The sequence below is a fragment of the Vibrio sp. HS-50-1 genome (assembly GCF_024747315.1).
GTDB classification, from domain to species: domain Bacteria; phylum Pseudomonadota; class Gammaproteobacteria; order Enterobacterales; family Vibrionaceae; genus Vibrio; species Vibrio diabolicus.
On record NZ_JAMPZF010000048.1, the window covers coordinates 120,562 to 138,981 of the forward strand.

At 44.0% G+C, this 18,420-nt stretch carries 18 protein-coding genes and 1 pseudogene; 9 read left to right on the forward strand and 10 right to left on the reverse strand.

Going from position 1 to position 18,420, the window contains the following annotated elements:
- Position 1 precedes the first annotated feature (1 nt).
- Entirely contained in the window at positions 2-928 is a 927-nt protein-coding gene (locus tag NDJ01_RS19895) for a VirK/YbjX family protein (protein ID WP_258587206.1), read from the reverse strand.
- Between the two features lie 424 nt (positions 929-1,352).
- Between NDJ01_RS19895 and NDJ01_RS19900 the strand changes: the two genes are divergently transcribed.
- The 6 genes and pseudogenes from NDJ01_RS19900 (at position 1,353) to NDJ01_RS19925 (ending at position 7,960) form a co-directional block, all read left to right on the forward strand.
- Positions 1,353-1,712, forward strand: coding sequence for a DUF3316 domain-containing protein (locus NDJ01_RS19900; RefSeq protein ID WP_005395335.1), 360 nt, complete (start codon positions 1,353-1,355; stop codon positions 1,710-1,712).
- Positions 1,713-1,928: 216 nt separating this feature from the next.
- The gene (locus NDJ01_RS19905; protein ID WP_258587207.1) at positions 1,929-3,329 is read left to right on the forward strand and encodes an FAD-dependent oxidoreductase; all 1,401 of its coding nucleotides are present in this window, start codon (positions 1,929-1,931) and stop codon (positions 3,327-3,329) included.
- Between the two features lie 113 nt (positions 3,330-3,442).
- A complete protein-coding gene (locus NDJ01_RS19910; protein ID WP_005395332.1) occupies positions 3,443-4,567 on the forward strand; it encodes a M14-type cytosolic carboxypeptidase in 1,125 nt (374 codons plus the stop codon).
- A gap of 455 nt (positions 4,568-5,022) precedes the next feature.
- Entirely contained in the window at positions 5,023-6,003 is a 981-nt protein-coding gene (locus tag NDJ01_RS19915) for an OmpA family protein (RefSeq protein WP_005395330.1), read from the forward strand.
- Between the two features lie 136 nt (positions 6,004-6,139).
- A pseudogene (locus NDJ01_RS19920) lies at positions 6,140-7,025 on the forward strand (LysR substrate-binding domain-containing protein).
- A gap of 161 nt (positions 7,026-7,186) precedes the next feature.
- On the forward strand, positions 7,187-7,960 hold the full coding sequence (locus tag NDJ01_RS19925) for a phosphotransferase enzyme family protein (protein ID WP_258587209.1): 774 nt from the start codon (positions 7,187-7,189) through the stop codon (positions 7,958-7,960).
- Here the strand turns inward: NDJ01_RS19925 and NDJ01_RS19930 are convergent.
- Positions 7,957-8,832: a LysR family transcriptional regulator gene (locus tag NDJ01_RS19930; RefSeq protein ID WP_164665386.1), complete on the reverse strand. Its 876-nt coding sequence runs from the start codon at positions 8,830-8,832 to the stop codon at positions 7,957-7,959. The genes NDJ01_RS19925 and NDJ01_RS19930 overlap by 4 nt on opposite strands.
- 256 nt (positions 8,833-9,088) lie before the next feature.
- On the opposite strand from NDJ01_RS19930, the gene NDJ01_RS19935 reads away from it, so the two are divergent.
- Complete coding sequence (locus tag NDJ01_RS19935; RefSeq protein ID WP_046873848.1) at positions 9,089-9,325, forward strand: hypothetical protein; 237 nt, start codon at positions 9,089-9,091, stop codon at positions 9,323-9,325.
- Positions 9,326-9,402: 77 nt separating this feature from the next.
- Here NDJ01_RS19935 and NDJ01_RS19940 read toward each other — a convergent pair whose 3' ends face one another.
- Complete coding sequence (locus NDJ01_RS19940) at positions 9,403-10,899, reverse strand: peptide MFS transporter (protein ID WP_005395321.1); 1,497 nt, start codon at positions 10,897-10,899, stop codon at positions 9,403-9,405.
- A gap of 333 nt (positions 10,900-11,232) precedes the next feature.
- Positions 11,233-12,603, reverse strand: a complete 1,371-nt coding sequence (locus NDJ01_RS19945; RefSeq protein WP_005395319.1) for an L-serine ammonia-lyase — start codon at positions 12,601-12,603, stop codon at positions 11,233-11,235.
- A 131-nt stretch (positions 12,604-12,734) separates the two neighbouring features.
- Here NDJ01_RS19945 and NDJ01_RS19950 point away from each other — a divergent pair, with 131 nt between their 5' ends.
- On the forward strand, positions 12,735-13,577 hold the full coding sequence (locus NDJ01_RS19950) for a YdcF family protein (RefSeq protein ID WP_258587210.1): 843 nt from the start codon (positions 12,735-12,737) through the stop codon (positions 13,575-13,577).
- Here NDJ01_RS19950 and NDJ01_RS19955 read toward each other — a convergent pair.
- Together NDJ01_RS19955 and NDJ01_RS19960 are read right to left on the reverse strand one after the other, a co-directional pair.
- Positions 13,567-14,223 carry a hypothetical protein gene (locus tag NDJ01_RS19955; RefSeq protein WP_258587211.1) on the reverse strand — a complete coding sequence of 219 codons (657 nt, stop codon included), beginning with the start codon at positions 14,221-14,223 and terminating at the stop codon, positions 13,567-13,569. The two genes, NDJ01_RS19950 and NDJ01_RS19955, sit on opposite strands and share 11 nt — an antisense overlap.
- A gap of 249 nt (positions 14,224-14,472) precedes the next feature.
- Positions 14,473-14,739: a DUF333 domain-containing protein gene (locus NDJ01_RS19960; protein WP_005395313.1), complete on the reverse strand. Its 267-nt coding sequence runs from the start codon at positions 14,737-14,739 to the stop codon at positions 14,473-14,475.
- 278 nt (positions 14,740-15,017) lie between these two features.
- On the opposite strand from NDJ01_RS19960, the gene NDJ01_RS19965 reads away from it, so the two are divergent.
- Positions 15,018-15,536, forward strand: coding sequence for an NUDIX hydrolase (locus tag NDJ01_RS19965; RefSeq protein WP_258587212.1), 519 nt, complete (start codon positions 15,018-15,020; stop codon positions 15,534-15,536).
- Between the two features lie 436 nt (positions 15,537-15,972).
- Here NDJ01_RS19965 and NDJ01_RS19970 read toward each other — a convergent pair whose 3' ends face one another.
- The 4 genes from NDJ01_RS19970 to flgA all read right to left on the reverse strand — a co-directional run bounded on the left by NDJ01_RS19970 (position 15,973) and on the right by flgA (position 18,371).
- Positions 15,973-16,719, reverse strand: a complete 747-nt coding sequence (locus NDJ01_RS19970) for a lytic transglycosylase domain-containing protein (protein WP_258587213.1) — start codon at positions 16,717-16,719, stop codon at positions 15,973-15,975.
- Entirely contained in the window at positions 16,700-17,137 is a 438-nt protein-coding gene (flgN, locus tag NDJ01_RS19975; RefSeq protein WP_006741304.1) for a flagellar export chaperone FlgN, read from the reverse strand. Before flgN ends, NDJ01_RS19970 begins: the two co-directional genes overlap by 20 nt.
- Positions 17,138-17,157: 20 nt before the next feature.
- Complete coding sequence (gene flgM, locus NDJ01_RS19980; RefSeq protein ID WP_006741305.1) at positions 17,158-17,439, reverse strand: flagellar biosynthesis anti-sigma factor FlgM; 282 nt, start codon at positions 17,437-17,439, stop codon at positions 17,158-17,160.
- Between the two features lie 134 nt (positions 17,440-17,573).
- A complete protein-coding gene (gene flgA, locus NDJ01_RS19985) occupies positions 17,574-18,371 on the reverse strand; it encodes a flagellar basal body P-ring formation chaperone FlgA (RefSeq protein WP_258587214.1) in 798 nt (265 codons plus the stop codon).
- Between the last annotated feature and the right edge of the window lie 49 nt (positions 18,372-18,420).

Genomic DNA, 18,420 nt, shown 5'->3' on the forward strand with positions numbered 1-18,420 from the left:
CTTAGCTTTTAGCTTGCTCGCCTTTTAATATTTGTTCGAAAGTGACCTTGGTATTGTCTAACCATTCGTAACGACGTCGATACATCGAACGCTTAGAACGCGACATGCCTTCGATATCACGACGCGGGGCATTCACATCGAGTGAGTAGAAATGACGGTTGTATTCGGTGCCGCCCAACTCTTGCCAGAGTGCATCGTAATCCGTTTTGATTCGTCCTTTACTGTAGCGTCGTGCAGCATAAGTATGGGATTGTGTTTTTACCGCTAGAATCGTATTCACTTCCCAAATTTGCGCGAGTAAAGTGAGCAAACTCACCATCAAGCTTTTTGGTCTTTGCCCGTAAAGTTTACGAGTTAACTTTTTAATTTTCGCGTTGTTCTCTTCACTGCTGCGTGGCCCTTGCAAGCCGCCAATCATAATGCTGCGTCCAGATTCTATGTGGCCGAGAGTAAATGAGAGCGTATAGAAGTTGCCATCCTCCGCGCTGTGTAGCACTAGGCTCATGTCGCCTTCTTTTTGGTAACGCGCTTCGTACACCAATCGCACAGAGTACAATGTCTCGTCGATTTCAAATGATGTTAATGTTAAGCCTGTCGAATCGGTATAGATCTCTTCAATGGTCTGTTTAGAAAACAGCTCTGAAATGGTTTTGTAGTGATCAACCACTAGGTTTGAACGATCGAACGCTGAGTTATTTTTGATGATGTAGGGACGAAACGGTTTTTCTAAAAAGCGGTGCGTACGTGCACAAAGCATCTCTAGTAATGACGATTCAATATTATCTGACAGGTGCTTAAACGCTCGTTTGTAGTAAAGTGCGCGCAAGATGAACTTAGCTCTGTAGGTCCAAATTGGCTTATAGACATCAGCATAATCATCTGAGTAAATTGATGTGCTATGGTAAAAAATGGATTTGTTCGCGGTCATTTTCACTCCAGATTAACGTGTGCTCAACAGCCACAATTAAGAACCGACGGACGAGCAGCGAAGAACCCGAAAAAGGGGGAAATGCAAAGCACTACTAAAAGGGGAGGTTTTGCTGTGCCCGACGTTTATATAAGGTTTTGAACACTGTTCTTTTTTTGGGATTCTAAGAGAAAATTGACCTTAGGTATTGTATGGGTTGGTAAGGAAATGTCAGTTTGGAAGCCACTTTGAACGTTGTGACTACGAGGTAGAAAAATGCTCGTGTTGGCAGAGTATGATGCCGTGTTGCTAAGTTAAAGTGAAATGAGTTGAACAAGAATTGAACGTTATTTGAAATTATTTTGACGTGTTTCTGGTCTTTATACGTACCTTATAAATATCGAGCCAATTTAGGCCCGATATAAAGGTAAGTAAGGAGAGGTTTATGAAACGCTTAATGACTTTAGCAAGTATGATTGCTCTGACTGCTGCACCTTCTGTTGTTTTTGCTGGTGGCTATCAGTGGACAAACGATACCGAAACGATCCATGGTGATGTTATGGATAGCAAACAAGCGGCTTATGAAATGGGTCGTGACATGATTCAGAACTATCAAAGCAAATCACCAGGTCAGCTTCGTGACGAGTTTACAAGCCTTACAGAGTATGTTGATCGCCAGTCGTTTTCTATCACCGACTCAAAAGTCATGGTGAATGAGTTCTTGCAAAGTGACGGGCAAGTTGTATACCAGCCTATTCTCAATGTTCAATACGAGTACCGCATGCGTGAAACCGGTAAATACTAACCAGTAAGACGGTCTCGATTTTCCGATAGTTTATATCCTTGCTGTTTGTTTTGGGGAGCGCTGCTCCCCATTTTTGTATTCATTGATAGCAGAAACTTCCACTCTCTCAGCGCAACATTTGCTATCGCTCAGCGTTAGATATTCTTGCTCGTTGATTGTGCTCATCGTTTGTAAAGTGTTTACAGAAACGATGCAACGCACTAACAAGGATATCCGATGACACACAGTTCATACTGGTTCAAGCAGGCCATTGAAGCTGAACAGCCAGAAACGCCGCAACCATTACATCAAAATATTGATACCGATGTTGCTATTGTCGGTGGTGGCTACACCGGACTTTGGACAGCGATTATGATTAAGCAGCAATCTCCTGAAAAACAGGTGGTTGTTATCGAAAAGGGCTTGTGTGGCAGTGGGGCATCTGGCGCGAATGGTGGCTGTATGCTGACATGGTCTACCAAGTTCCCGACGTTGAAACGGTTATTCGGTGAAGAACATGCTGTTTGGTTGGTAAAAGAGTCGGAACAAGCGGTGTTGGAGATTGACGACTTTTGTCAGCAATACAATATCGATGCGCAATTATCGTTAAAAGGGGTTTATTACACCGCAACCAATCAGGCTCAGAAAGGTGGAATGCAGCCAGTTGTCGACGAGTTACAACGGCTAAATGTGAACAGTTGGCGTCGTTGCTCGGTGGAGGAACTGCGTGCCAATGCGGGTTCACCTCGCCATATTGAAGGCTATCACTCTCCGGTTGCTGCTAACGTACAACCCGCCTTACTCGCGCGAGGGTTACGCCGTATCGCTATTGAGTTGGGTGTGGAAATCTATGAGAACACGCCAATGACGCGTCTAGATTATGGAAAACCTGCCACCGTCTGTACACCTAAAGGAAACATTCAAGCGCAGCAGGTGGTGTTGGCATTAAATGCATGGATGGTGGAGCAATTTAAGCAGTTCAAAAACAGTATTGTTGTGGTGTCTTCGGATATGGTTATTACCAAACCGCTTGGTGATACTTTGTCTCAATCTGGTTGGCAAGCAGGTTCGAGTGTGTTGGACTCACGCATCTTCGTACATTATTACCGAGATACGCCAGATGGCCGTTTGATGCTAGGTAAAGGCGGTAATCAGTTCTCTTTCAACAACCAAGTTGACGCGATGTTTAACAAGCCGACGCGTTATCAAACGCTACTAAAAAAATCATTCGACAACCTTTTTCCTCGCTTAAAAAGGGCTGAATTTGAGTACTCTTGGACTGGCGGTTCGGATCGCTCCGCAACTGGTTTTCCTTTCTTTGGACAATTGGATGAGCAAAGTAATGTCTTTTACGGATTTGGTTATTCAGGTAACGGCGTTGCCCAAACTCGAATGGGTGGAAAGATTTTATCGTCGTTGGTGTTAGGACTAGATAACGAATGGACGCGAAGTGGTTTAGCGCAAGGACCGCTTGGGTATTTTCCACCAGAACCAATACGTTGGCTGGGAGCAATGATGGTACGAAATGCTGTTCGCCGAAAAGAGGAAGCGGAAGACAATGAGAAACATCCGTTTGTTTGGGATAAATGGCTAGCGAAACTCGCAGGACCAGCAGGCAAAGCGGATAAGCTCGACTAAACTGAAGACTTTAGCCACAAACGAGACAGTTTGCAGTGAAAGTCATTGGGGGGCGATGTAGCCTTGTGTTAGCCTCTGTCTTTCAAGCTCAGATTTAAAAGGTGAGTAATATAATGAAAGTATTCAGCAACTTCGATAGCGGCAGCATTCACGTAGTGAAAGCGGACGACAAAAATGACATCCAACTTAAAATCCCTAATGACAATATGTCGGAATTCTACCAGTGGTTCCATTTCCGTCTAGAAACCGAAGCCGAGCAGTCGCACACGATCAAACTGCTTGATTTGGCTAAGTCGGCTTATCCAGAAGGGTGGCAAGGTTACGATGTCGTGGCGTCTTACGACCGTGAAGAATGGTTCCGTATACCAGCAGAGTTCGATGGTGACACGCTGACTTTCACTGTTATCCCTGAGCGTAGCTCAATTTACTTCGCGTACTTTGCGCCTTACACATACGATCGTCATTTAGATTTGTTACACATGGCACAAAGCGCGCACCACTGCCAACTAGAAACATTAGGCCACACATTAGACGGCAATGACATGAGCTTGCTAACGTTTGGTGAGCCGGAAGAAGGCAAAAAGAAAATCTGGATGATTGCACGCCAACATCCGGGTGAAACCATGGCTGAATGGTTCATGGAAGGCATGATCCAACGTTTACTGGATGAAAATGATACGGTTGCGCGTGCATTACTGGAAAAAGCAGTGCTTTACGTGGTACCAAACATGAACCCAGACGGTGGTATTCGCGGCCACTTGCGTACGAACGCGGTAGGCGTGAACTTGAATCGTGAATGGCAAACGCCATCAATGGAAAAGAGCCCAGAAGTCTACCTTGTGCGTCAGCGCATGCTGGAAACGGGTGTTGACATGTTTTTAGATATCCATGGTGATGAAGCGATACCGTATAACTTCGTCGCTGGCTCAGAAGGTATTCCTTCTTACGATGAAAATCTTGCCGCTTTAGAGGCATCATTTAAGCAAGCGTTACTGACTATTACACCTGAGTTCCAAGATGAGATTGGTTATGATAAAGATGAGCCGGGTAAAGCGAATTTGACGGTAGGCTCAAACTGGGTCGCGGAGCAGTTCAAATGCCTGTCGTACACGATCGAGATGCCATTTAAAGACAACAACAATCACCCAGATCCGCTTTATGGTTGGTCACCAGAACGCAGTGTATTATTTGGGCAAGATGTCTTAGCTGCAACGCTTACCGTGGCGGATAAAATCTAGTTCGATAAGTTCACGTCTGTTCATTATTTCGAAAACAGCTCATTTTAAATGAGCTGTTTTTTATGCCTTCGATATCCATTCTCTCCTGTAAAAATTTGTTGCCATTCACAGGCTTAAATGTCGATTCTTAAATTTGAGAATATGGGTTTTTATGGTGATTTGCGTCACAGAAAACTGGCTATTTTGTGATATTCTCCGCAACGAATTGACTATGGCTAAACCAACGCAACGAGACTTTATTTCTCGGTTGGGTATGCGGATGAAGCTCATGAATAGATGGTCTTGAGGTTATCTTTCTCCGTTTACGTCATTGGCGTTTGAATATCATTTTTTGATTCTTTCCTACGCTATTTAGCTATTTCTGTTCGAAGAAAAGAGAAAGTTACGGCTTCATATTTTACGGCAGTATGCTGCCTCGATGTGTTGCTTTGTGTACAAGAAAAAGGAAAAGAATAATGAAAAAAATCGCTATAGCAGTGGCTACTGTACTTGCTGGTGGTGTGATCTCAAACGTTGCACTTGCTGACACTTACATGGGCGGTAAAGTAGGTTACAACTCTCTAAATGATGCGTGTTACCTAAACGAACCTTGTGACGACGACAGTTTTGCAGCATCTATGCACCTGGGCTACAGCTTCAACGAGTACGTTGCAGCAGAGTACGGTGTTGATTACCTTGGTGACTTCACTGCAAACTTCAAAAAGCCGGGCCTAAACACCGTTGACGGTGATCTTTGGGCGTTGACTCTTGCTCCTAAATTCAACCTACCGCTAACAGATTCTTGGAATCTATTCGCGAAAGTTGGTGCTGCATACATGATGGCGGGTGACGAAAAAGATTTCGTACCAACAGGCTCTCTAGGTGCTGAGTACAAAATCAACTACAACTGGAGCCTACGTGCTGAATACCAACGTTACCAAGATATGTCTGATGACGTGATTGAAGACATGGATTCAGATTTCTTCGGTATTGGTTTTAACTACAAGTTTGGCTCTGAGCCAGTAGTTCAAGAAGAAGTGGTTGAGGAAGTAGTAGAAACACGCCCTGCAACACGTATTGTTGAGCATGTTTACCCTGCTCAAACAACAGCGACAGTACAATTCGACCTAGAAAGTGCAGAAGTGAAAGATGCATCGACCCTTTCTGGTACCGTTGATCTGATGAACACTTACCCACAAGCTCAAGTTGAGATCACGGGTTACAGTGATACGACGGGTTCTGCTGCGTACAACCAGCAACTTACAGAAAAACGCGCGAAAGCCGTTGCTGACGAGTTCCAAGCAAAAGGTATTGCGGCTGAGCGTATGACAGTGAAAGGTATGGGTGAAGCTAACCCAGTAGCAAGCAACGAAACACGTCAAGGTCGTCAAATGAACCGTCGTGTTGAAGTAGTTGTCCCTGCGTTTGAATACCAAACCACTGAGAAAGCAGAATAATTCCTGCTTAAGAGACAGTTCCAAAAGCCAGCGTGTATCACGCTGGCTTTTTTGATCCCGCTTAACAAACTCAGCACTTTCATCAATTTGTCATCACCAGTTCATACCATGGCTACCAAGTATTTGGGAGAGTGTTATGCAAAGTTTACCGCCGCTTAATTTGCTCCGAGCGTTTGAAGCCACGGCGCGATTACAGAGCTTCACTAAAGCCGCAGAGGAGCTAAATGTGACCCGTGCGGCCGTCAGTCAGCAGGTGAAATCGCTAGAACTGCAGTTAAATGCAACATTATTCGAGCGCAAGGGTACGCACCTTACGCTGACCAGCTCAGCAAAAGAATACTGGCCTGTGGTTAACCATGTGCTTCAAACCTTATCAACCTCGACCCATCATTTATCAACCTCGACCCATCATTTATTTACTCGCCCACAGAACAAGCAAATTACCTTACATGTCGCCCACAGTTTTTGCTCGCAATGGCTAATGCCAAGGCTGGCCGATTTTCAGCGTCAATTTCCAGATGTTTCCTTTAAGATCTCGACAACCGCGAATACGGTTCCAAACGCCAGTGCGATAGCAGATATAGAAATTATTAACGGAGATGGCGATTGGCAAGAGCAACAAGCTATTCAGCTTACCCAAGAAAACTGGATCGTTGTAGCAAGCCCCGGCTTTATTCAGTTAAATCCGATTGATGACCTCACGAAGTTGTCTCAAACACCTAAAATTTGCACCGGCGGTTATCATGAATCTTGGCAGGTATGGTTTGCGTACCAAGGTTATCAAGGCAAGCAAAGTGATAGCCGAATTTGAACATTCATTGCTTGCTATTCAAGCTGCAACTAATCAACTTGGTGTCTTACTGGTGAGAGACTTTCTTGTTGAGGATGAGTTGCAACAAGGGATATTAGTACAAATCGGAGATTGGCGTATGCCCAGCTCCGGCGCACACTATATGATGGTTAGGGCATCAGAAAAGTCACACGTAAACACCTTTGCCCAATGGTTAATACAAGGCCTTTGATGTTTTACGGTCTATTTTTACAGCGGTACTTATTCTTGCGATTTACCTAACAAAATGCGCGGTTTCTTATAGGGTCAGTCAACCTTCTCTAAAAGCTTTGAGTGTATGATGATCTAGCTTTACGTTATCTGATGCGCGCTTAATCCACACAGGATACTGTTATGGAAACAATGCAAGGCGGTAGAGAAAATGCCATCTATCGAAAAGGGAATTTGATATCTCGTCCTGCCAGTTATTGGACGATGACTATCCATCAGCTACTTACCTATCTTCATTCACGAGGCTTTACGGCATGCCCTAAAGCGGTTGGTATTGAGAAAGGAAAAGAGTGGGTTAGCTATGTCGAAGGAGAGACTGACAACTATCCATTGATTGGCAACATTGCTTCTGTTTCCGCGCTCCAATCTGCGGCAAAAATGTTACGCGATATGCACGATGCATCTGAGGGTTTCCTTAAGCAATATCAAAATGAAACGATGCACTGGATGCTGCCACCACGAACACCACAAGAGGTGATTTGTCATGGTGATTTCATGCCATATAACGTGGCACTCCATGGAGAGTTTGTCGTTGGTGTGTTTGATTTTGATACGGCACATCCGGCACCAAGAGTTTGGGATGTCGCTTTTTCGGTCTATGGTTGGGCACCATTTAAAACCGATGAGCACGATAAAATGGGCTGTTTGGAGCAACAAATTCAGCGTGCAAAACTCTTCTGTGACGCTTATGGGTGTTCGAGATTGGAACGGGAAGAGCTCGTGGAGGTGATGACACATCGACTCTCCGCATTAGTTGATTATATGAGAGGGGTCGCAGCTCAAGGTGATGATAGGTTTCAAGCGAACCTAGAAGATTGCCATCATACCGCTTACCTCAACGATATCGAGTACCTAAGAAAACATAGACAAGTCATCACCCTAGGACTTTTAGGTTAGGGCTGGGTGATATCTTTAATGACATTGAATAGCCACTGGTTTATCGGGGCTTGCTGTTGTGATCGACGACAGCTCATCACGTAGCGAACATCAAGCTCTAACCCGCCAGGAAGCGCGATACTTCGGCAGCCCTTAGGCACATGTCCACTCATGGTTATACCAAAATGATCCGTTTGTAGGAGCACTTTTTGAATCATCGCTGGGTGTTCAATTTCTACCTTAGGTGTGGTTCTGAACCCCATATGATTGAGCCTTTCCAACAACGGGTATCGGTAGTCGTTCCATCCCGGCGTTTTGAAAAGTAAAAAGGGGTAGTTTTCTAGCTCTTGGAAATGTTGAGCGGGATGCTCATCTCGAACAAAAAATACTGCTTTTCCTCGACCTAGTTCGTTTTGAATAATTGATTGCGGAAGATCCTCATCAAAATAATGAATCGCAATAGCGTTTTCACCCTCAGTTAATCGCTTTTTCGCGTCGCTCCCCCAACGTAAACAAGCGAACTTTGCTTTTGGGGCGTGTTTTAGTAATTCTAAGTAAAACTTGTCACCAAAGTAATCCCAAAACAATGTATTCGCATAAATAGTGATCGAGCCGTCAAAATGAGCGGGTGAAAAACTCTGTGGTTTGATGGAATCAATACTGGTGAGGATTTGTTCAAAATGTGGCATGTTCGCCTCGACAAAAGCGGTCGGTTCAAAGCCATTTTTAGTCTGAATGAACAAAGGGTCATCGAGCTGCGCTTTCATTTTTGTCAGGTTTTTGCTGATTGATCCTGATGTCTTTCCGAGTGAATCTGCCACCAATCGGACGCTACGTAACTCATACATCCGTTTTAGTACCAATACGTTTTGAATGTCCAGATTAATGCTCATACATCGTCTCATTTGTCTTCTGCCGAGAAATCATATCTCTGGATTGCTGAACAAAAGACAACGTTCGGTCAATTTAAGCATGCTGTCGTATCTTATGGTTTATTGAAGGCGACGGTGGACAGCAAATAGGCTTGGTCATATCAATTTAGTGGTTTGGATTTCCATTTGGTAAATGATGACTTTCCTCGTATGAACACGTTTCTGTTGTTACAGTTTTTTCATCGAAAGAAAGTAAGAACAAAAACAGAGGTGACGTATGAAAAAATTAATCGCACTTGGTTTGATGGTTTGCTCAACAAACATAGCATTAGCTGGCGATGGGTCATACACGGGCACGATTGATATGACGATGGCTACGAAAAATCAGGTTGACGTCGAGCGAGCAGATTCTCAACTGACGCTGAAAGGTCGGAATGAAACGGCCTATGGCGGGGTAATCATCCATACGGATGCTGCTACACAAAAAATTGAACTTCGTGGTCGACGTGATTAATCGAACATGTTGTTGTTAAGAAAATGCCGCGAATATCGCGGCATTTTTTATATTTTGAGATAGGTAAATCATCAAACTCAGCTTTGAACTTCAACCCCAGCTTCGATCTCGACTGGTTGCGCTTGAGTATCGCTTTCTTTCGCCGCATCAAGCATCTTGCGAATAATGAGTGACGCTGCCATTGCGATAGCGACCATGACAACAGCAAGGACAGTGAGTAATTGGAAATAATCACCATATACGTTTTGTACAATGTCTTGTGTGATGGTCTGTCCTTTCTCTAACGCGATAGAGGTTGAAAATGCAGCACCAATAATACCGCTCAATGCGATTGCCACAGAAAATAGGCTCACAGAGAAGTTTTCGATGTGCTTCGGCGCGACGGAAAGAATAAACGCTACGACCATCGAACCCACGATGACTTCTGCAATCGCCTGGAAGAAGTGAATAGCGAGAAAGATTTCTGGCATGATCACGACATCTTCACCCACGGTAGTCACGGCAAACGTCAAGATACCAAACGCTATCGCGGTCAGTACAAATGCCAAGGCGATTTTTGTCGCGGTAGAGAGGTAGATATCGCGCTTTTCCAGCAACCCAAAAAAGCCAGCTACGATAGGACCACCAACCATACACCAAAGCGGATTCATTGCCATTGCTGCTTCTGGTTCGAGCGGAATAAAACCAAATAGAGAGCCTTTTAATGTGTTGATAGCAACCATGTTCATCGAGGTCATCATTTGTCCGTAGTAAACAAAGAAACAGGTTGTCAGCAAGGTCACAATTAAGATGGTCCCCATCTTCAAAGACTCAGCTTTGCTTGCTTTAAGCATCAGAGATATGAAGTATGCGATCGCCGCCCCTCCGATGGCGTATACGATATTTTGGCCAATATCCATGTTTGAAAACATGAAAAATACCAACGCGATCATTGCCAATGAAATCAATGCAAAAAGTACCCAGTTTTTTAAACTTACGGTTTTTTGATCAAGCTCAGAGGCTACGCCAACAAGATCTTTGCGGAATACCAATAGCATGATCAATGCCGCTGCTGCCATAACAGCAGAGATGGTAAAACCGCCATTAAAGCCGATCACAAGGACAATCATTGGGAACAAATATTGACCTAAAAAGGCGCCAACATTATTCACTGAATAATTGATTGGGTATCCTTTTTCAAAATCTTCTTGTGATTTGAACGTTCGTTTATAGAGGCTAGGGTAAGAGGGTGACATCAGGCCGCGGCCATAACTGGCGAGCGCAATACCACACATTGAAAGTGGAACGTTAGAAGCAGAAGCCCCCAACACGAGTAATACGTAACCGGATGCAAAAGCGAAATATGCGATAGAAAGTGAGCGATAAGCGCCTAAAAACTTATCTGCAATAAAGCCGCCCGCAATCGCGAAAAGTGGCCCGATCGCCGAAAAAGCACCAACGATCATCATCGTATCGGCTTCGTTGTAATTTAGATCCTCTAGAAAAAATCGAGTTAGACTTACTAATACACCGTAAAATGATAAGCCAAACATCATTTGGCAGAACATCATGGATTTATTGAGTTTATTCCACATAATTTTGTACTCACATTAGCGGAGAAAGGTAGGTATTGTTATTTCTATTAAATAGTAATGAAACGAAAGATTGAGTATTGAAATAATTGTCGCATAACGTGGAAATGCTGCACTATATTTTCTAATGCTTAGGTGGCTAAATGCTAATGTGTTGTTCTGGATCAATTTGAATAAAGCAGTGCTTAATTCTGTTTTTGTTTAATTTTTTTGTATTTGTTACTAATTGAGACCGAAGGGAGTTTATAGGATTGCTGGTAAATAAAAAGAGGTCTTGCGAGAAAGGAAATTGCTGACGAAGTGCATCGCCAGCAATGATATAGCGGGCTTATTTGACTATTCGCATGGCGGTGCCATATGAATGACGGCCAAGCCACCTAAGGAAGTTTCACGGTATTTTTTGTTCATATCTTTACCAGTTTGATACATGGTTTCGATAACTTTATCTAATGAAATAAGGCATTTGCTCGTGCGCTTTAATGCCATACGTGAGGCATTAATGGCTTTCATTGCGCCCATGGCATTTCTTTCAATGCAAGGCACTTGAACCAAGCCGCCGATCGGGTCACAAGTCATTCCTAATGAATGCTCCATCGCAATTTCCGCAGCAATACAAATCTGCTCGTTACTGCCGCCTCTGAGCGCCGTTAAACCAGCGGCTGCCATGGATGAAGAAACCCCGACCTCTCCCTGACAACCCACTTCGGCGCCGGAAATTGACGCGTTAGTTTTATATAAGATGCCGATAGCGCCAGCGACTGCGAGAAAATCTTTCAGCTGTTTAATATCAAGCTCTTTGATGAAGCGATGGTAGTACATCAATACGGCCGGAATCACCCCTGCAGCGCCATTAGTTGGAGAAGTAACGACTTGTCCGCCAGCTGCATTTTCTTCGCTAACCGCAAAGGCAAAGAGGTTAATCCAATCCATGATCTCCATTGGATCATTCTCAACTGCAGCGTTGGCTTCGAGCTTTTTCAAAAGGTTTGGTGCACGACGAGTGACATTGAGACCACCTTCTAAAATCCCTTCCGTATCGAAACCACGTTGCATGCAGAGCGACATCACTTTCCAAATTTGTTCTGCTCTTTGGCTAATTTCTTCATCTGAGCGGAATGCCAGTTCGTTTTGTAGAATCATACCTCCCAAACTAAAACCGTTAGTCTCGGCTTTTTCCAGCATCTCATCCGCTGATGTGAAAGGAAATGGTACCGCGACTTCATCTTGTTGCGTGCCGTTTTCTAGTTCGTCAGCGGTGGCGATGAATCCGCCTCCGATGGAATAATAAATTTCAAACGCCACTTGGTCTCCCGCAGCGTCTAGTGCAGTAATCGTCATTCCGTTTTCATGCAGGGGAAGGTTGTCACTATGAAAGACGATGTCATGGTCGTAGCTAAACTCAATCTGGTGCGTACCAGCGAGCAGCAGCGTGTTGTTGTCTATAGTATTTTGTAGCGCACTTTTAGCGCTACTCATTTTAATGGTATCGGGTTTATTTCCCATCAAACCAAGGACAGTGGCTCGGTCTGTGTGGTGCCCTCTCCCAGTGAGCGATAATGAGCCATAAAGGTCCACTTGCACCCGATGCACTTTCGCCATAGAGTCGCTAACTAGTTGAGTGAAATGGAATCCGGCAAGCATAGGACCATTAGTGTGGGAGCTAGAAGGCCCGACACCAATCTTAAATATATCGAAAATCGACAGCATAATTGACTTCCTTTAGCAGTGAACCTTTATAAAGGTCTCTAGAACAGTGTTGTTAACTAGATGTTAAAGCCTGTAGGCCGGGAGTGAAAGAAGATTTTTGTAACACTGCCAACTAAGCGCGAGATTTTGAAATGAAGTTAGACAATGTGGTCATCGTTTTAGGTAAACGCCTCGTCAATAGCAGATTGACCGTTGAGGGGGTAACAAGAGTCGAAGCCTTATCTAATGCGATTGCGTCATTGCCGACAGAGCGAACGGCGATTATTTTTTGTGGTGGATTAACGCAAGGCCAATGCATTTCTGAAGCAGATGCAATGTACAGTTATTTTAAATCTCTAAATGCGGCCGCTGTGCATCCGTTCCCTGAACATCAAATACTTTTAGAAAATCGATCTTTGAATACGTTCCAGAACATGCGTTACGCTTCTCGCGTTTTGTGTGATAGTGGTTTGTTCCAGTTATGGTCAGCGCGTTCGGTTGAGGTCACCTTGTTGTCGAATGACTACCACCTTGAGCGAATCATAGAAATCCAAACCTTGATGGATGAGCAGGGATTATTACGAGTACTAAAATCTGAGTGCGCATCCATGGGCGTTACTCTCAACTTACCATTGGATATCAACAAACATATCAGCGTACCATACCCACATAAAGGGCCTGTGGCGGCGGCATTTTTATTACTGGATGAACTCACGACTTACCGAGTTTATTTAGAAGGGGTCAAGCAGGGAGCATTTTTACGAGACTTATCGGTTGTCCGAAAGAAGCCGCTTATGATCGCGAGACATGCCATTCAGCAATTGCTCGCTTTACCACTCGATAAAGATAGTTTGCAACAGATTGAAGACATGAAAAAGGCCGTCGAAATGACGGCCTTGGATGAATCTGTAGGAGCTGCGGAACAAGCGTTAAGGATCGTTCATCCGATATTAACTGCATTGAACCGCCGCTTGGATCCTGAGTCTATTCATTAAGTTCGCGTTTTGTACGGACTGCGCTCAATGCGATCAAACAGTAGCAAAGGAGTTCCATGCCTTCTTCCGAAATATTTTTAACATCACGGATGTAGTTCTCGTCCATCACTTGTTGCCAAAAACTGCCCATGCCATACAAGCGAGAGAAGACCAACAATAGCATCACGGCACCAATTAACAGTTTCATGTGGGGCACCGTTAAGATGGTCGCCATTTCGTTCATGGTACCTTTACCACCTTGGTAAGCTTTGGCGCAAGCCAGTGCGGTGAGAGCGAGCGCAGGGAAAACCCAAGAACCATGACGAATCATGTCTGTCCAATAATCTGTTTCACGAATAATGAGCACCGCGAAAAAGCCGGCAATCAAAATGGCCGCATGCTTTAGCTGAGGCTGTTGTTTAGATAGGCTAAAAAATGACCATGATGCAATCGCGAGCATCACAAGCTGGAGTGTTTCTGTTATGGAAAGCTCACCAAGGCTTGAACCCAACACGACATAATCAAGGCGAAGACTGAGGTTAACGAGAATACTGATAGCGACAATCATCAAAGCGCTTAAACTCGATTTATAAATGATGCGCTTTGACTCTTCAGTAACAACGTTGCTTGGGGCTGACTCGGCTTCTTTTACTATTTGTGTTTTCATCTTGCTCACCTGTTCCAGAAAATGTGGAAGAAATGTGAATTAGTGTGATCTGTGTTTGGGATTTTATTGTCCAAGTGGAAAGTTATGTCAGAGGAGTGTCAAGAATAGAACACTGTTCGATATAGTATCGATGTGCGGTAAAGTCAGAGGTATGTAAAAATGAAGTGAGAAAGTTTTGATAAATCAAATAAAAAAGGAGCCTAAAGGCTCCTAAGTGATAGAGGGAATCTGATGTGTCGACAAAAAAATTTAGTAGTCGCCACTCTCACTTTCTTTATGATTGTCGCGATAGTATTCCCATTGCTCGACACGGTTATCGTCAGACAGCACGCAGTAAGTCACACGTTCTCCATTTTCCGAAACGGTATCCAACTCACCACCTTGCTGAACACAGTAAACGGCTGCAGGATTTGCGACGGAGGTATACTCAGTCGAGCGAGTGGCACCTTCGTAAGTTGAACAACCAGCCAGTACCAACGTTGCAGCCATAGCCATCATTAAATTTGTCTTTTTCATTCTTTATCTCCGCATGGGGTGGGCGAGTATTGTATTGATTATAGGCAACTTTCAGAGATTATTGTCTTATCGATGTTAAAAGTAAGAGGGACGTATAAGAATTTAGATATTCTCATCTTTTACTGGTTATCACGTCACACTTCTATTTGTTGCGGATTGTTACGAAGGTTAGAACCGTTGCGTTCAAACCAATGTCTTGAACGCATTTGGACCGACAACGATGATTTAAAGCGTGAAGTTCGGTAATATGCGCGCAAAACATGACAGTGGTATTTTCGATGAGACACTTAAAATCGACCGTTCATCCGGACATTGAGCACTTGGACGACAAAATTATTTTCCAGCGCAATGCGGCACGTGCCATCGTACTAGATGGTGAAGATGTGTTGTTGCTCTATACAGAGCGTTACCATGACTACACTTTGCCTGGTGGTGGTATTGATGATGGTGAAGATGTGATTGCTGGACTAATTCGTGAACTAGAAGAAGAAACCGGCGCGCAGAATATCCATGGTATTAAGCCTTTCGGAATCTTTGAGGAGTTTCGTCCTTGGTACAAAGACGACGCTGACGTAATGCACATGGTATCGTATTGCTATACATGTAAAATCGATCGTGAGTTAGGCGAAACGGCTTATGAAGACTATGAAGTTAAAAATGGAATGCGTCCGGTATGGATGAACATTCACGAAGCGATAGCGCACAATGAAAAGACCATGGCAGAAAGCCCGAAAAAAGGCATGAGCATCGAGCGCGAAACGTTTTTGCTTCAGTTGATTTCTAAAGAATTACTATAAATAACTTAGCTTGCCTCATAGTGACTTACCTACTCGTTGTTCTGTTAATAGGTCAGCTTTTAAATCGATAAAAAAAGTCCGGACTCCCCCCCGGAACCCGGACTTATTCCAGACGCGCAAGCGAAGCGTCATCTTGATATTTTAAATTTGTTTCGAACTATGAAAACAATAGCTGTTTTACATTTAGTGTGTAAATAATTATTAGGTCCAACCATTGGTTTTCATGTTTTTTGCAAACGCAATGTGACGCATATCTACCCAATTGGCAAGCGCAATTTGGGTACCTTTTAATAAACCACTACTCTTTCTTATCTTTGAGATACCTTACCTCAACTTTTTTGCACACGTTTGCATAGAGATCACGAGTTTTCAAATTGGCCGAACACGATCTTGTAATTTTACGTTTTTCTGACATTGGATTTTGTCGTGATTTTTATCACAAATTGACCAACGGAGGTAGTGGACTAAAGTCGATCAGCGGTTGCGAAACCATCGGAGCATCTGAAGCAAATAAGAGTAAAGGTTGAAATGATGAGGATTGTAACTGACCGATATCTATCAACTTTTCCAGCGCGAAGAATCGACTAACGTATTGGCGAGTCTCTTTAGGTAGTGTGAGCTTCTGAAAGTCGTTACTGCCTGCTCGCTGAATAGCGCGTGCGACACGCCCTTCGCCTGCATTGTAGGCCGCTAATGTCAGCGCCATGTTTTGATCGAATTTGTTGTATAAAAACGTCAGATACTGGAGTGCTGCAGCTGTGCTTGCTTCTGTATCAAAGCGATCGTCTTGTTTTGTATCTACAGTCAACCCGAATCGTTGAGCTGTTGCTGGTATCAGTTGCCAAAGTCCGGCGGCGTTGGCATGAGAAACGGCTTTGGGGTTGTAAGAGGATTCCAACATTGGCACTAAGGCTAGACTCTTTGGTAAAGAGTGGCTTTGCAGTTGTTTGAAAATGTGATGAATCACCGGACTGGATGAATCGAGACGCTTGGCAATTTGTGGCTTGTATGGGGCTAAAACTTGATATTGCGTTTGAATATCAGCTGAGCTTGGTTTCGCCTGGCAGGTGATTGAAAGGCAGGATAGTAAGGCGATAAAAATAAAAAGGCCTACAGTACTCAGCCGAGATGGCGACTGAATCTGTAGGCAAGACGAACATCGTTTAGAACGATTTATCTTCATAAGTGTGTTGCACAGGTTGTTTGAGTTGACTGACCAACTCATGGAACGCCGCAGAGCTGTGGCCATTGCTCTGATTGTATTGTTGGCACTGACTTACCAACGTTTCCAATAGCGCCCATTGTTTTCTAGCTTGCATACCTATTTGGGCAGGCAAAGCATTGAAAATTCGTTTTACGCTGGCGTCATTACACGCTAACCCCAGCTCTCGCATACACTGGCTTCTATCACTGGCTGAGCGGCTAAGTTTATTGAGTATTGGCATTTGTTTCTGAACATTATTGCTCAGTGCCTCCCCATCAAACTTTAAGTACAACGTTTTTTGCTGTTGAAGCAAAGGGATAAGTTGTTGATAGAGCTTGATATCCTCAGGTATTGAGCGAATAAATTGTTGAATTCGCTGCGATACTGCGCTTGCCATGATCTCTTCCTAGTATGTTATTACTCGTGACCTGTATGGAATTGCATGATCGCCTTTGATAGTGCTTTGGTATCTAGGCTAAGTTCGCCACGCGCTAATGCGTTACGTACTTGTTCTACTTTTTCCATATCAACATCAGGTAGTGATGCCATTTCAGCTTGAGCGCGATCTATCGCTACTGTATTCGCTTGAAATGCAGGCTCGTGTACTTTGCTCTGTTCGACGACGTCGACAGGCTGTTTGCTTGCTTGCTGTAATTTTGTTTGTGGGACATGACCGCCCGCGACTTTGTCGATTTTCATGCTGTGGTCCTCATCATCATGTTCTAAATTAAGTAGGCGGTTAGGATGTGATAAACATTAAATATTTTTTTGTACTCGAAATTCAGCGTTACTGACGAGAGCCAAAATTAAAAAATGTTACTCTGAGTCCAAAATCAAAATTGAGTATGAACCTGGTTTAACCCGGTTACGACAGCTCTAATGACCTTGCCTGAACTTAGGTTTTCTACTTCAATTTGTTGCCCTTTCGCACCATCTTCTAAGGCGACTCCTTTCGTGCTGGCGCTAAATCCATTTTTGCTCGCAATCACTATGACTTCATTGCCTTTTTCGATTAAAGGTGGAGCCGATAAATTGGATGGGTTGACCACTTGCCCTGCGCGTAAACGGCGAGAGGTTTCTAAGCCTATTGCTTGTCCTGGGCGAGTATAAAAATCGTCTTGTCGCGAGATGGTGCGCGTTTCCAGTTTAACGTGCTTGGCAGTCACAACTTCATTTCGACCGACCGTGGTTGTGGCAACCAAGACAGGCAGTGTCAGAGAAGATTTTATCGTGACGTTAATTCGCCAGGGTGAATCGATGTCATCGCAACTTACTGAGCGCTTAAGGTTTCCAACTGGCAACGCTTGATTGTCGCGACCAGTGATGACCAGAGGCGACTCACACTCAGGTAGGTGATTCGCCGAGCCTGGTACCCACATGTCGAAATCCAGTTGGTATTCTCCCCACTGGTTAGAGTGAGCATTTTGGGCCACTTCTTGTTTGAAATGCTCTGCTACAACGGATTTTATCTCCTCAACGCTTAGGGTTCTGCCAGAGGTGTTGGCGAAAGTTTGTCCTGGTATTAGAGCAAGCAGAGTTAGCATTAATGTTGAGGAAGTAAGCACTTTCCCCTTGCTTTTAATGCTTTCCGTGAGCCGGAAGTTTGGCTTCCATCCTTGTTTGTAAATCATTGATATATATAACTATTTTTTATGGCACGCATCTTGTTTGTATGTTGGC

Coding starts and splice junctions, on each gene's coding strand:
- NDJ01_RS19895 (WP_258587206.1), bottom strand. CDS start 928: ATGACCGCGAACAAATCCATTTTTTACCATAGCACATCAATTTACTCA.
- NDJ01_RS19900 (WP_005395335.1), top strand. CDS start 1,353: ATGAAACGCTTAATGACTTTAGCAAGTATGATTGCTCTGACTGCTGCA.
- NDJ01_RS19905 (WP_258587207.1), top strand. CDS start 1,929: ATGACACACAGTTCATACTGGTTCAAGCAGGCCATTGAAGCTGAACAG.
- NDJ01_RS19910 (WP_005395332.1), top strand. CDS start 3,443: ATGAAAGTATTCAGCAACTTCGATAGCGGCAGCATTCACGTAGTGAAA.
- NDJ01_RS19915 (WP_005395330.1), top strand. CDS start 5,023: ATGAAAAAAATCGCTATAGCAGTGGCTACTGTACTTGCTGGTGGTGTG.
- NDJ01_RS19925 (WP_258587209.1), top strand. CDS start 7,187: ATGGAAACAATGCAAGGCGGTAGAGAAAATGCCATCTATCGAAAAGGG.
- NDJ01_RS19930 (WP_164665386.1), bottom strand. CDS start 8,832: ATGAGCATTAATCTGGACATTCAAAACGTATTGGTACTAAAACGGATG.
- NDJ01_RS19935 (WP_046873848.1), top strand. CDS start 9,089: ATGAAAAAATTAATCGCACTTGGTTTGATGGTTTGCTCAACAAACATA.
- NDJ01_RS19940 (WP_005395321.1), bottom strand. CDS start 10,899: ATGTGGAATAAACTCAATAAATCCATGATGTTCTGCCAAATGATGTTT.
- NDJ01_RS19945 (WP_005395319.1), bottom strand. CDS start 12,603: ATGCTGTCGATTTTCGATATATTTAAGATTGGTGTCGGGCCTTCTAGC.
- NDJ01_RS19950 (WP_258587210.1), top strand. CDS start 12,735: ATGAAGTTAGACAATGTGGTCATCGTTTTAGGTAAACGCCTCGTCAAT.
- NDJ01_RS19955 (WP_258587211.1), bottom strand. CDS start 14,223: ATGAAAACACAAATAGTAAAAGAAGCCGAGTCAGCCCCAAGCAACGTT.
- NDJ01_RS19960 (WP_005395313.1), bottom strand. CDS start 14,739: ATGAAAAAGACAAATTTAATGATGGCTATGGCTGCAACGTTGGTACTG.
- NDJ01_RS19965 (WP_258587212.1), top strand. CDS start 15,018: ATGAGACACTTAAAATCGACCGTTCATCCGGACATTGAGCACTTGGAC.
- NDJ01_RS19970 (WP_258587213.1), bottom strand. CDS start 16,719: ATGAAGATAAATCGTTCTAAACGATGTTCGTCTTGCCTACAGATTCAG.
- flgN (WP_006741304.1), bottom strand. CDS start 17,137: ATGGCAAGCGCAGTATCGCAGCGAATTCAACAATTTATTCGCTCAATA.
- flgM (WP_006741305.1), bottom strand. CDS start 17,439: ATGAAAATCGACAAAGTCGCGGGCGGTCATGTCCCACAAACAAAATTA.
- flgA (WP_258587214.1), bottom strand. CDS start 18,371: ATGATTTACAAACAAGGATGGAAGCCAAACTTCCGGCTCACGGAAAGC.